Annotated in this window: 11 protein-coding genes; 3 read left to right on the forward strand and 8 right to left on the reverse strand. The window is 69.3% G+C overall.

The features are described 5' to 3' along the window. Nucleotides 1–6: 6 nt before the first annotated feature. The gene (locus DEW08_RS09555; RefSeq protein WP_109326570.1) at nt 7–957 is read right to left on the reverse strand and encodes a M14 family metallopeptidase; all 951 of its coding nucleotides are present in this window, start codon (nt 955–957) and stop codon (nt 7–9) included. Between the two features lie 215 nt (nt 958–1172). On the opposite strand from DEW08_RS09555, the gene DEW08_RS09560 reads away from it, so the two are divergent. Beyond that, nucleotides 1173–2039, forward strand: a complete 867-nt coding sequence (locus tag DEW08_RS09560; protein WP_109326571.1) for an N-formylglutamate amidohydrolase — start codon at nt 1173–1175, stop codon at nt 2037–2039. 11 nt (nt 2040–2050) lie between these two features. Here DEW08_RS09560 and DEW08_RS09565 read toward each other — a convergent pair whose 3' ends face one another. The 5 genes from DEW08_RS09565 to DEW08_RS09585 all read right to left on the reverse strand — a co-directional run bounded on the left by DEW08_RS09565 (nt 2051) and on the right by DEW08_RS09585 (nt 7426). Further along, nucleotides 2051–2890: an NAD kinase gene (locus tag DEW08_RS09565; protein WP_109326572.1), complete on the reverse strand. Its 840-nt coding sequence runs from the start codon at nt 2888–2890 to the stop codon at nt 2051–2053. Between the two features lie 185 nt (nt 2891–3075). Then, nucleotides 3076–5394 carry an ATP-dependent Clp protease ATP-binding subunit ClpA gene (gene clpA / locus DEW08_RS09570; RefSeq protein ID WP_109326573.1) on the reverse strand — a complete coding sequence of 773 codons (2319 nt, stop codon included), beginning with the start codon at nt 5392–5394 and terminating at the stop codon, nt 3076–3078. Between the two features lie 8 nt (nt 5395–5402). After that, nucleotides 5403–5729 (reverse strand): ATP-dependent Clp protease adapter ClpS, encoded by a 327-nt coding sequence (clpS, locus tag DEW08_RS09575; protein WP_109326574.1) that lies wholly within the window; start codon nt 5727–5729, stop codon nt 5403–5405. A gap of 346 nt (nt 5730–6075) precedes the next feature. After that, nucleotides 6076–6552, reverse strand: a complete 477-nt coding sequence (locus DEW08_RS09580) for a phasin family protein (protein WP_109326575.1) — start codon at nt 6550–6552, stop codon at nt 6076–6078. Nucleotides 6553–6898: 346 nt separating this feature from the next. After that, on the reverse strand, nt 6899–7426 hold the full coding sequence (locus DEW08_RS09585; RefSeq protein WP_109326578.1) for a phasin family protein: 528 nt from the start codon (nt 7424–7426) through the stop codon (nt 6899–6901). 473 nt (nt 7427–7899) lie between these two features. On the opposite strand from DEW08_RS09585, the gene DEW08_RS09590 reads away from it, so the two are divergent. Together DEW08_RS09590 and DEW08_RS09600 are read left to right on the forward strand one after the other, a co-directional pair. Next, a complete protein-coding gene (locus tag DEW08_RS09590; RefSeq protein WP_109326579.1) occupies nt 7900–8664 on the forward strand; it encodes a proteasome-type protease in 765 nt (254 codons plus the stop codon). A gap of 1082 nt (nt 8665–9746) precedes the next feature. After that, a complete protein-coding gene (locus tag DEW08_RS09600) occupies nt 9747–11048 on the forward strand; it encodes a D-alanyl-D-alanine carboxypeptidase (protein ID WP_109326580.1) in 1302 nt (433 codons plus the stop codon). A gap of 114 nt (nt 11049–11162) precedes the next feature. Here DEW08_RS09600 and DEW08_RS09605 read toward each other — a convergent pair whose 3' ends face one another. After that, nucleotides 11163–11936, reverse strand: coding sequence for a response regulator (locus tag DEW08_RS09605; protein WP_109326581.1), 774 nt, complete (start codon nt 11934–11936; stop codon nt 11163–11165). A gap of 55 nt (nt 11937–11991) precedes the next feature. Then, nucleotides 11992–12483, reverse strand: coding sequence for an MmcB family DNA repair protein (locus DEW08_RS09610; RefSeq protein ID WP_109326582.1), 492 nt, complete (start codon nt 12481–12483; stop codon nt 11992–11994). Between the last annotated feature and the right edge of the window lie 458 nt (nt 12484–12941).

The following is a 12941-nucleotide window of genomic DNA, read 5'->3' on the forward strand; positions in this document are numbered from 1 at the left end:
CAGGTCTCAGCCGGTCATCCGGCCCAGCCGCACCGCCGTCTGCCCCGGCCGCGGGCGGCGGGCCGGCATGATCAGCACGCAGCGGTCGTAGGGCGTGCGCAGCGGGATGTCGCCGTCCCAGCCGATCAGGGTGCCGGCCCGCTCGATCACCTCCATGCCGACGAAGGGCTCCAGGAAGCGGAAGCCCTCGTTCGCCACGGTGACCGCCTGCGTCACCTCGACGACGTGCTGCGGCTCGCCGCGCGTCATCAGGCGGGGCCGGACGGCGTCGGGCTCGACCATGTCCAGCACCAGCAGCATCCTCAGGCAGCTTTCCAGCGCCACCACCGCGGTCTCCTGCCGCCAGTGCTGGCCGCATTCCACCAGGATGGCGGTGCGCTCGCCGGCGGGGTCGATGAAGGCGTCGCGGTCGATCAGCCGGCGGCCGGCGGCGTGCCCCTCGTCCGCCACCACCCAGGCGGGATAGCCGAGCCGCAGCGCGAGCGCCCGTCCGCGCGCCGTCCGGCCGCACAGGGTCAGCGGCGGGGTGTGGGCGCTCATCGAGTGGAGGTCGAGCACCACGTCGGCGGTGTCGTAGAGCGGGCGGAGCTGGCGCGCCCGCTGGATTTCCAGGCTGTCGCGCGGCCCGTCCAGCAGGCTGTCGGCCCAGACGCGGTTCATGTCCTCGTCGATGAAGCGCGAGGCGTAGGGGTTCTCCCGCTCGAAGGCGCGATAGGCGGCGGTGTTGGCGAAGACCAGCGACAGGCGCCCGCGCGACGGCCGCAAGCCCATGCGGAAGATCTGGTCCAGCGCGATGGCCCCGGCGATCTCGTTGCCGTGCATCAGCGCGGTGACGACCAGATGCGGCCCCGGCCGGTCGGCCGCCAGGGTCGTCACATAGTCGATGCCGGTGTTGCCCCGCCGATGGGGGGTGATGTCCGGCGCGGCCAGTTCGATGGGGGGAAGGGCGTCGGTCAAGGCATGCTCTGCGGGCGGGCTCCGGGACGGACGCCCTCCAATATGGCCGAGCCGACGGGGCCGCGCCAGTCCTCCGCACCCGAGAAGGCACAACCGAGGGGCCCGGATCCCCTGCCGTCTGTGTGACGGTTTTGAGTCGACGGTCCGCCGGGCTTGGGCTATACCGGACGATAATTCAGTGCCGTAATCGTCAACCGTTCCGCCGGGGTCAAAGCATGAGCTTCGTGATCGAGGACGTTCTCGTCCGCAACGATCCGACCGGGCCTCGTGTGCCGGTGCTGTTCGATTCGCCGCACAGCGGCACCGTCTATCCGCCGAGCTTCCACTTCTCCTGCCCGCTGTCCCTCCTGCGCCAGGCGGAGGACACCCACGTCGAGGAGCTGTTCGCCTCGGCGCCCGACAGCGGCGCGACGCTGCTCTGCGCGCTGTTCCCGCGCAGCTTCATCGACGTAAACCGGGCGGCCGACGACATCGACCCGGCGCTGCTCGACGGTCCCTGGCCGGAGCCGCTGCGCCCGACGGACAAGAGCACCGCCGGCATCGGCCTGATCCGCACGCTCTGCCGGCCCGGTCTGCCGATGTATGACGGCCGCCTGCCGGTGGCCGAGGTGCTGGACCGCATCGACCGCTATTACCGGCCCTATCATTTCCAGATGGCGAGCATCCTGGACGGGCTGGCGACCCGCTTCGGCGGGGTCTGGCACCTGAACTGCCATTCCATGCCGTCCAACAGCCCGACCGGCAGGGCCAATGCGGCGCTGGCCGACTTCGTCATCGGCGACCGTGACGGCACCACCAGTGAGCCGGGCTTCGTCGCCATGGTGGCCGAGACGTTGCGTGGCTTCGGCTACGGCGTGGCCGTCAACGATCCCTACAAGGGCGTCGAGCTGATCGCCCGCTACGGCATTCCGGCGCAGAACCGCCACTCCATCCAGTTGGAGATCAACCGGCGCCTCTACATGAACGAGGAGACGCTGGAGCGGACGGAGGGCTTCGAGCGGCTGCGCGGGCATATGGCCGTCCTGGTCCGCCGCATCGCCGACTACGCCGTCTCCCGCGTGGCGGTGGCCGCCGCGGAGTAGGGCGGCCTGCCTCAGGGGGCGAACTGCTCCTTCAGGATGCGCTCCTCCAGGTTCAGCTCGGGGTCGAACAGCAGGGTCAGCGCGATGTCGCGGCTCTCGCGCACCTCCACCCGCAGCACCTCGCGCACCTCGCTGAAGTCGGCGACGGCGCTGACCGGCCGCTTGGCCTCTTCCAGGATCTCGAAGGTGATGGCGGCGGTGTGGGGCAGCAGGGCGCCGCGCCAGCGCCGCGGCCGGAAGGCGCTGATCGGCGTCAGGGCCAGCACGCCGGCGCCGAGCGGCACGATGGGGCCGTGGGCCGACAGGTTGTAGGCGGTGCTGCCGGCCGGGGTGGCGACCAGCGCGCCGTCGCAGATCAGCTCGGGCAGCCGCACCACCCCGTCGACCGTGATGCGCAGCTTCGCCGCCTGTCGCGTCTCGCGCAGCAGCGACACCTCGTTGATGCCGAGCGCCGTGACCTGCTCGCCGCTGACCCGCGTGGCGATCATCTGCAGCGGGTGCAGCGTGACGTGCTGCGCCTTGGCGACCCGCTCCGGCAGTTCGTCCTCGCGGTAGGTGTTCAGCAGGAAGCCGACCGATCCCCGGTTCATGCCGTAGACCGGCAGCGGCCGGTCCCGCCGCCGCGCCAGCGCGTGGTGCAGCGTCTCCAGCAGAAGCCCGTCGCCGCCCAGCGCCACGATGACGTCCGCCTGGTCGAGCGGCACGTTGCCGTAGCGGTGTACCAGCCGCGTGCGTGCCGAGCGGGCCTCGTCGGTATCGGCGCAGACGAAGGCGAGCCGCAGGTCCTCGGGCGCCGGCAGCGGCGCGGACAGGGAAGGGGCGGCGTCCGCCGCCGGGGGAAGGGTCGTCATGGCGCGACCATAGCGCAGGTTGCGCAGGGGCGGGTAGTGCGCTTGGGGGCGGTGGTCGGGAAAGGCAGCCGGTCCGATTGCGCCTTTGCGGTGTCCCCGGCGTCATGCCCCGCCCGATCCCCGCCGCCCAAAAGAAAAGGGGGCCGGCTGGCCCCCTGTCGCGCTCGCGATGCCCCGGGCGGCGGTTATTCCGCCAGCTCGTGAACAACGCCTTCCTCGTCCTCGTCGCCGGAGCCGCGCTTGCTGCGCGACCCTTCGGTGAATTCGAAGGCCGGCTTGTCGTCCTGCACCGTGACCTTGACCAGGCCGCCCTTGCTGAGCTTGCCGAACAGCAGCTCCTCGGCCAGCGGCTTCTTGATGTACTCCTGGATCACGCGGCCCAGCGGGCGGGCGCCGTAGAGCGGGTCGTAGCCCTTCTTGCCCAGCCACTCGCGCGCGTCGTCGTTCAGCTCGATGGTCACGCCGCGGTCCTCGAGCTGCGCCTCCATCTGCATGACGAACTTGTCCACCACGCGGCTGATGACCTCCTGGGTCAGCGGCGCGAAGGGGATGATCGCATCCAGGCGGTTGCGGAACTCCGGCGTGAACAGCCGTTCGACCGCCTCCATGTCCTCGCCGACGCGGCGTTCCCGCTCGAAGCCGATGGCGGGCTTGGCCATGTCGGCGGCCCCGGCGTTCGAGGTCATGATCAGGATCACGTTGCGGAAGTCGACCGTCTTGCCGTTGTGGTCGGTCAGCTTCCCGTGGTCCATGATCTGCAGCAGGATGTTGAACAGGTCGGGGTGCGCCTTCTCGATCTCGTCCAGCAGCAGCACGCAGTGCGGGTGCTGGTCGATGGCGTCGGTCAGCAGGCCGCCCTGGTCGAAGCCGACATAGCCCGGAGGGGCGCCGATCAGCCGCGACACGGTGTGCCGCTCCATGTACTCCGACATGTCGAAGCGGGTCAGCTCGATGCCGAGGGTCATGGCGAGCTGGCGGGCCACCTCGGTCTTGCCGACGCCGGTCGGGCCGGTGAACAGGTAGTTGCCGATGGGCTTCTCCGGCTCGCGCAGGCCGGCACGGGCCAGCTTGATGGCGGAGACCAGCGCGTCGATCGCCTTGTCCTGGCCGAAGACCATGGTCTTCAGGTCGCGCTCCAGGTTCAGCAGCGTCTCCTTGTCGTCGCGGCTGACCGACTTCGGCGGGATGCGGGCGATCTTGGCGACCACCGCCTCCACGTCCTTGACCGAGATCGTCTTCTTCCGCTTGGACTCGGGCAGCAGCATCTGGGCGGCGCCGACCTCGTCGATGATGTCGATCGCCTTGTCCGGCAGCTTGCGGTCGCCGATGTACTTCGCCGACAGCTCGACCGCCGAGCGCACCGCGTCGTTGGTGTAGCGGACGCGGTGGTGCTTCTCGTAGTAGGGCTTCAGGCCCTGCAGGATCTTCACCGCATCCTCGACCGACGGCTCGTTGACGTCGATCTTCTGGAAGCGCCGGACGAGCGCCCGGTCCTTCTCGAAGTAGTTGCGGTATTCCTTGTAGGTCGTCGACCCGATGCAGCGCAGCGAGCCCGAGGCGAGCGCCGGCTTCAGCAGGTTGGACGCGTCCATGGCACCGCCGGAGGTGGCGCCCGCACCGATGACGGTGTGGATCTCGTCGATGAAGAGGATCGCCCCCTCCGTCGCCTCCAGCTCCGAGACGACGGCCTTCAGCCGCTCCTCGAAGTCACCGCGGTAGCGCGTGCCGGCGAGCAGGGAGCCCATGTCGAGCGCGAAGATCGTCGCGTTCTTCAGGACCTCCGGCACCTCGCCGTGGACGATGCGGCGGGCCAGCCCCTCGGCGATGGCGGTCTTGCCGACACCGGGGTCGCCGACGTAGAGCGGGTTGTTCTTCGACCGGCGGCACAGGATCTGGATGGTCCGCTCGACCTCCTGCTCCCGGCCGATCAGCGGGTCGATCTTGCCGCTTGCCGCCTTCTTGTTCAGATTGACGCAATAGGCCTCCAGGGCCTCGCTGCCTTTTTTCACGACCTTCTCCGCCGCCGCCTCGTCGTCGGCTCCAGAGACTCGCTTGGTTTCCGAGCGGCCCGGCGCCTTCGCGATTCCGTGAGAAATGTAGTTCACCGCGTCGAACCGGGTCATCTCCTGCTCCTGCAGGAAATAGACCGCGTGGCTCTCGCGTTCAGAGAACAAGGCGACGAGCACATTTGCTCCCGTCACCTCCTCACGTCCGGACGACTGGACGTGGATGGCAGCACGCTGCAGCACCCGCTGGAAGCCAGCCGTCGGCTTGGCATCATCGGGCCTGCTCGTGATCAGGTTGGCAAGCTCGTTGTCGAGGTAGTCCGACAGTTCGGCGCGCAGGCGGTCCAAATCGACACCGCAGGCACGCAAGACAGCCATCGCATCGGAGTCCTCGGTCAGCGCGAGCAGCAAGTGTTCGAGCGTCGCGTATTCATGCCTGCGCTCGTTCGCGTGGGCCAGGGCTCGGTGCAGCGTCTGTTCCAGGTTACGCGACAGCATGTGTGGGTCTAATCCTTTTCTAACGTGCATTGCAGCGGGTGCTGGTGCTGGCGAGCAAAGTCCATCACCTGCGTGACTTTCGTCTCCGCCACCTCGTAGGTGAACACGCCGCACAAGCCCACACCCCGCCGGTGCACATGCAGCATGATCCGCGTCGCTTCCTCGCGCGACTTGCTGAAGAAGCGCTCGAGAACGTGAACGACGAACTCCATAGGTGTGTAGTCGTCGTTCAACATCAAGACCTTGTACATCGAGGGCTTTTTGGTCTTCGGCTTGGTCTTGACGACCACGCCGGTGTTGGTGCCCTCGTTGCCTTGCTTGTTCGGGTCGGCCATGGTCAGGAGCCAAGTGTCTTCGCGATGCGCATCTTGAGAGATGATATGATCACTCCTGCCGCGGTGGGAAGGGGCGGATTGCGTCCTCTCCCCATTTGGGAGAGGCCCGTTCGGAACGCGACGCACCGAACTACCACCGAATAGGGCGAATTGCGGCGATTCCGGGCGCCGGCGGCCCGGAACGAAGAAACCCGGCGACCGCAGGGGCCGCCGGGTTTCTCCGGACAAACGCGCGGCCAGGCGGCGCGCGTATCTCGTCGGGCGCTGTGTACCGGAGCCGGCGTCTCCCGGGTCGGGGACGCCGCTCACCGGACCGCGCCGTGGGCTGGAATGCCGCGGGCGGGGATCAGGCCGCGACCGGCTTGGCGATCGCCTCGACCGTGACGTTCACCCGCTCGTTGATCGGGGCGAGCGCCTCGTTGGCGACCTTCACCGTGAGCTGCTGCAGCTTGGTGGTCTCGGCGACCAGGGCGTCGAAGCTCGACTTGGCGTAGGCGTTCTGCAGCTCGACCAGCTCCTGGATGGTCTTGACGGCCAGCAGGGCCTTGCCGGTGGCGACGCTCTTCTCCAGCGAGGACTGCGTGAAGGCGGCGACCTGCTTGCCGGCCTCCTCGGCGCCCTTGGCGACGATCGTGCCGGACTTCACCACGGCGTCGACGTTGCCCTTGGTGAGGGCGGTCAGCTCGTCGAAGCCCTTGAGGATCTGGGCGGAGGCCTTCTCCACCTGCTCCTGCTGGGCCTTCACCAGGCCTTCCAGGTTCTGCTTGGCGGTGGTGACGGCGTCTTCGATGGTCTTGGTGGCGGCGGCGATCTTGTCGGACATGTCTGGGCTCCTCGCGCTCTCTCAAGGGGTCAACCGCGCGGTCCCGCGGATGCGGCGGCCGGGCGCGGACTGGGTTGAGTCCCTCGGACCCCGCTCGGGCAGGCATCCGAGATATGCTGCAATGCAGCATGACCTTATTTAGGGCAGCTCCCGCCGCTTTGTCAATGTGATTTTGTGCGCTGCACAATGGCCGGAGAAGATGGGCAGCCGGCGAAGATGGCCGGCGGCCCTGCCGTGTCCGCCGGAAACGGAACGGCCCGGCACCCCGCGTGGAGGATGCCGGGCCGGGCCCGCCGCGTGAAGGGAAGGGCTCGCGGAGCGGTGCCGGGCTCCGAAGCCCGGTCCGTCAGGCGGCCAGCGGCTTGGACAGCTTCTCGACCGCGACGTTCAGCCGGGCGTTCAGCGGGGCGAAGGCGGCGTTGGCGACCTTGACCGACATCTCCTGCAGGCGGGTGGCCTCGGCGACCATCGCGTCGAAGCTGGACTTGGCGTAGCTGTTCTGCAGCTCCACCACTTCCTGCAGCGTCTTGGCGGCCAGCAGGGCCTTGCCGGTGGTGATCGACTTGTCGAGCGACGCCTGGGTGTAGGCGGCGACCTCGCGGCCCAGATCCTCCGCGCCCTTGGCGGCGGTGGTGGTGCTCTCGATCAGCGCCTCGACGTTGCCCTTGCTCAGCACCTGGAGGTCCTCGAACCCCTTGAAGAACTGGGCGATGGTCTTGTCGGCCTGCTCCTTCAGGGCGGCGGCGGTCTGCTCGAACTGCTTCACCACCTGCTCCTGGCCGGCCTTCACGAAGCCCTCATACTGCTCCTTGGCCTGGGTGGCGACCTCCTCGATGGCGGTGGCCGGGGACTTGGTCTTGGTCGCGACGGTCATGGCTTGCGTTCCTTCCGATGGGTGCCCGATTGGTGCCCGATGCGAGCCGGCCGGGCTGGTCCGGCCGGACGGTCTTGGGCCTTGTCTTCGATCCGGCCCTTGGCATGCATTGCGGGTCGTCGGACCGCAACGGCATCCTGCCGCCGCGACCGGGCGCCCCGTCCCCTTACCGGCCGGAAAATGCTGCAATGCAGCATGGCTGAAACTAAGGCCAGGGAAGAAGAGAGTCAACATAAAAATTGTGCAACGCACAATTCCTGCCGCCCGCTGTCACGTCTTGCCGCAAGACCGGCTGTCCCTGCATGCTGCCGGCACGGCAAACCGGCGGCGGTGAGTCCTTAACGAAGACTTTACCGCCGGTAGTCCTATTCTACCCGCGCCGCGCGTCCGGCGCGCTTCGGCCAAACGTCAGTAAGCGTGCGTCCAACCGTCGCACCCTTTCCATTACGTCATCATCAGGAAATGGATTTGTCATGACCTATTGCCTCGGCATCAAAACCCGCGACGGGCTGATCGGGCTGTCCGACGGACGCATCACCAGCGGTTCGCAACTGTCGTCGGCGCGCAAGGTGACGATGATGGGCAGCGGCGGCGACCGGTTCTTCATCATGAACTCCGGCCTGCGCAGCGTGCGCGACAAGACGCTGGCCTATATGCGCCGCGACATGCTGAAGCGCCGGGGCGAGACCTATGCGACCATGCTGGACGCGGTGTCGGCCTTCACCACCTGCCTGCGCCAGGTCGCGGCCGAGGACAAGGAGTCGCTGGAGGCGTCCAAGCTGCACTTCAACCTGCACGCCATCGTCGGCGGCCAGCTCGCCGAGGACCGCGAGCCCTACATGTTCCTGGTCTATCCCGAGGGCAACTGGATCGAGGTGGACGAGCGCACGCCCTACCTCTCCATCGGCGCCACCGCCTACGGCAAGCCGATCCTCGACCGCGCGCTGACCTACCAGACCGACATGCAGACGGCGCTGAAGCTGGCCTACCTGTCCTTCGACAGCACGCGCTTCTCCAGCAACGACGTCGGCTTCCCCATCGACATGGTGTCCTACCACGCGGCCCAGCGCACCTGGCGGCAGTCGAACTACGACTATGACGACCTGGCGGAACAGCGCCAGTGGTGGAACCGCAACATCACCGAGCTCGCCCGCCGCATGCCGGACGGCCCGTGGGTGGAGACGCTGGTGCCCGACAGCCTGCGCACCGCCCGCAAGCTGGCGGAGGAGCCGGCCTGACCCCCTAGCGGGCCAGGAAGTTCCCCAGCGTCCAGGGGCCGAACAGGTGCGTCGGCCCCACCAGCCCGGCGTCCGCCACCTCCAGCTCGAAGAAGACGCCGCCCTCCGCCTGCCGGCTGCCGCTGGGCAGGCTGCGCGCCGCCTCCTCGGCGGCGGCAGGTCGGGAAAGGGGATGCCGGTGCGGTCGGCGTCGCGCAGCGCCTCCGGGAAGCGGATGTCGGCGAAGCGGCCGGAGGGGTAGGGGAAGGCGTTGAAGAACCAGTGCCCCTCCTGGCAGCCGTTGACCAGCCAGTAGACCCCGTTCGACGGCAGGCGCAGCCCGTTGGGCGGCGCCTCGAACACGCCGCTGCTGCGCAGCCCGGCGATGAAATAGGCGAACTGGTGGGGCGTCAGCTCGATCCGCGAGGTGGAGCCGCGGGCGGCCGACAGCGGATCCTGCGGCGACAGCCGGGCGAGGTCGGTCGCCTCGATCACCCGCGCCTCGACCGCCGCGCCGCCGCGCTCGCGGTCGCCGGTGATGTCGTAGGTGCGGATGTGCCGGTTGTAGTCGGCGTTGAAGACCAGCCGGAAGCGGTCGGTGCCGTCGCGGCCGCAGGAAACCCGCAGGTCGTCGCCGTTCAGATAGCTGAACCAGGTCAGCTTGCGGGCGACCGGGTTGTCGGTCGGCCCCATGGCGCTGCAGCCGGCGAGCAGGGCCGCGGCGCCGGCCAGCACCGCCATGCGCCATCCGCGCCGCGGCAAACGCCCGGCCGAGCGCCCGATCAGCCGCCCGGCCATCCGGCCGACCGCCGATCCGGTCCGTGAGCGTGACTGTCCATCCATGCCGTCGCCTCGCCTCCACGCCGCGATCCGGCCGCGCTCCGTCGCGGGAGGGCCGGTGCCTAAGACATTCGCCTTCCGCCCGCCGCGTTTCAAGCCGGAACGGCGTCCGCTGCCCCGCCCCGTCCCGCCCGCGGCCCATTTTGGTCACAGCCCGGCGGCAAATCCCGAAGCAGGAAATTAACGAATTCCTGCTAGACACTGATTCACCACGAATTTACCATTGTACCAATCACCAAATATTAGCCTTTGGCGGGGGCATCATGACAGTGTCGCGCAGCACCGTTCGAACCGGACTGTTTTCGTTCGCCTTACGCGAGCCGGAAACGTCGGGCGGGCGGCGCATCAGGCGTCTTGCGCAGACTCTCATCGCCGTCGCGGCACTGTCCGGCACCGTCCTGACGTCGGTCGAGGCGCTGGCGGCGAAGGCCGCCGCCATCATCGTCGACGCCCGGACCGGGGAGGTGCTGATCGAGCAGGATGCCGACGCCGTCACCCATCCGGCGTCGCTGACGAAGATGATGACCTTGTACCTCACCTTCGACGCGCTGGACGAGGGGAGATTGACGCTCGACCAGGCGCTGCCGGTCTCCGCCTGGGCGGAGAGCATGTCGCCGACCAAGCTCGGCCTGCGCGCCGGCCAGACGATCAAGGTGGAGACCGCGATCCTCGGGCTCGTCACCAAGTCGGCGAACGACGCCGCCGTGGTGCTGGCGGAGGCGCTGGGCGGCAGCGAGGCCCGCTTCGCCGAGATGATGACCCGCAAGGCGCGGGAGCTCGGCATGCGCAACACCGTGTTCCGCAACGCCTCCGGCCTGCCGAACATGGAGCAGGTGACGACGGCCCGCGACTTCGCGACCCTGTCGCGCGCCATGCTGGCCGACCATCCGAAATACTATCCCTATTTCAGCCGCCGCAACTTCGTCTATGGCGGGCGCACCCTGCCCAACCACAATCGCCTGATGTCGCGGTACGAGGGCATGGACGGCATCAAGACGGGCTACACCGTCGCCTCCGGCTTCAACCTCGCCGCCTCGGCGACGCGCGACGGGCGCCGGCTGGTCGGGGTGGTGATGGGCGGCAAGTCGGCCGTCTCGCGCGACAACCGGATGGCCGCCCTGCTGGACCAGGCCTTCGGCAAGCCGCACCGCAGCCCGAAGGACGAGGCGCCGCTGGTCGCCAGCCGCAGCGCCCCCGACGACAGCGCCGAGGGCGACGACGAGGTCGAGACCCCGGTGAAGGCCAAGCCGGTGCGCCAGACCCGGACGGTCGTCGCCTCCGCCAAGGCTCCGGCGCCGGCCGCCAAGGCCAGCAGGTGGGGCGTCCAGGTCGGCTCCTATTCCAGCCGCGCCGCCAGCCAGAAGGCGCTCGCCCAGGCGATCAAGCAGGCGCCCTTCCTGCTGCGCGGGGCCAAGCATTCGGTGGTGGAGAGCAAGACCGGCGGCGAGAAGGTCTTCCGCGCCCAGCTCCAGGGGCTGGACGAGAAGGCGGCCCGCAAGGCCTGCAGCGAGCTGACCCGCCACGGCCACCGCTGCACCACCATCACCGTCGCGGAAAAGATGTAAGGCCCGTCTCCCGAGCCGGCAGCCGCAGGAAATGCCCCTCCTCCCACCGGGACGAGGGGCATTTTTCCGTCCGCCCCGGCAGGCCGGGCGGGAGGCTGGAAGAGGGGGAGCTTCTCAGCCCGCCATCGTCTCCAGCCAGGACAGCGCCGGGCCGAAGGCGGCGTCCATCTCGCGGTAGGCGGCTTCGGCGGCCTCGCTGGTCGCGGTGGCTTCCAGCCGTTGCGCCGCCCGGCGCAGCGCGGCGCAGCCGTAGATGCCCGCCACGCCCGCGATCTTGTGGGCCATCGCCGCGACGGCGGTGCGGTCACCCGCCGTCCGGGCCGCCTCCAGCGTGGCGCGGTACTGGGCGAGCGTCGCCGCGGTCTTGGCGATCAGCGTTGCGACCCGCTCGGCGGGCAGGCTCTCCCGCATCACGGCGAACACCGACGGGTCGAAGGCCTTGTCCTGTGAGGCGTCCTGTGAGGCGTCCTGTGCGGCCGTCTCCCGCAGGGGCGCCATTCCCCGCAGGGCGGATGCCAGCAGCTCGGGCGTCAGCGGCTTCTGCAGCACGCCATCGGCCCCGCAGGACCGGCAGCGCTCCAGATCGGCGGCCACGGCGGTCGCCGTCAGGATCAGGATGCGCGGGGCCGGGCCGGAGAGGGGCAGCGTACGCACGCGACGCGCCACCTCGTCGCCGTCCAGGCCCGGAAGGCCGAGATCCAGCAGCAGCAGGTCACAGCCGCCGCCCGCCTGCAGGGTGGACAGCGCCGCCGGCCCGTCGGCGACGGCCTCCACCTGATGGCCGAGCCGTTTCAGCAGCAGCGTGGCGGCCATCCGGGCGACCGGCTCGTCCTCCACCAGCAGCACCCGCAGGCCGCCGCCCGCCGCCGGTTTCCCGTCCCCGCTCATGCTCCGCGCCCCCCGTCCCGCTGCCAGTCCCGCTCATGCTCCCCAGTCTAGCCGCTCAGACGGTCGGCTGCGACTGCGAGAACAGGGGATCCTCGATCCGGTGGAGGCGCGCCGCCCCCATCAGGGCGGCGCGCAGGATCAGCGTCCTGCGCCGGGCGGGGGCGAGCCGGCTGGCCGGCGGCTCGCGCAGCACCTCCGCCCCGTAGGCGTCGGCGACCATCAGGCCGCAGTCCCCGGGGATCAGTTCTGTCGGGAATCCGTCGTCCACCGCGAAATAGAAGGCGTCGCACCAGTCGCGGTACTCGTGCCACTTCTGGTCGGAGCGGAAGTCGGGCACCCCGCTCTTCACCTCGACGATCACCACGGTGCCGGCCTCGTCCATCGCCAGCACGTCGGCGCGCCGTCCGCTGGCGAGGCGGAACTCGGTCAGGCTGGCGAAGCCCCGCGCGGCCAGCGCCCGCCGTACCCCGCGGAAGATGGGAGCCGCGCCGCCCATGGCGTCGACGGTGGCGGGCTGGGAGCGCGGATCCAGGCTGGTGTCGGTCATCGGGGAGCGGCCGGGCAATGGGAACGATGGGCAATGGGAACGATGGGCAATGGGAACGATGCATGAACGCGGACCGCCACCATGACTCCGTCGCCGTCCCCCGCCAAGGGGCAATTTCGCGCCCGTTCTTGCTGGGGGTCCGGCTTTGCGCTAGCCTTCGTTCATCGTCTCCCGCTCTCCGCCCTCTCTCGTGCCGCCATCGCCGCGATGTGCGCGATGGTGTCCTGTTCCTGCCGGTGCGGGGCCGGTGCGGGGCCGGGCAGGGGAGGCGGACCCCCGGACCGGGCAGGGGCTGCACAACGGAGGTACGCGAACGAACCCGGACAAGCCCTTGAACGGGCGGCAGGAATGCCGGATCGCGGTCATTGGGCGGCGGAAACGCTCTGCACAATCCGCACAAGACGGCCGAGATGGGCCGGGATCGCAGGGCGGGATCGCGAAACGGGGTGCCTCGTCGG

The sequence above is a fragment of the Azospirillum thermophilum genome (genome assembly GCF_003130795.1).
In the GTDB taxonomy this organism is placed as follows: Bacteria; Pseudomonadota; Alphaproteobacteria; order Azospirillales; family Azospirillaceae; genus Azospirillum; species Azospirillum thermophilum.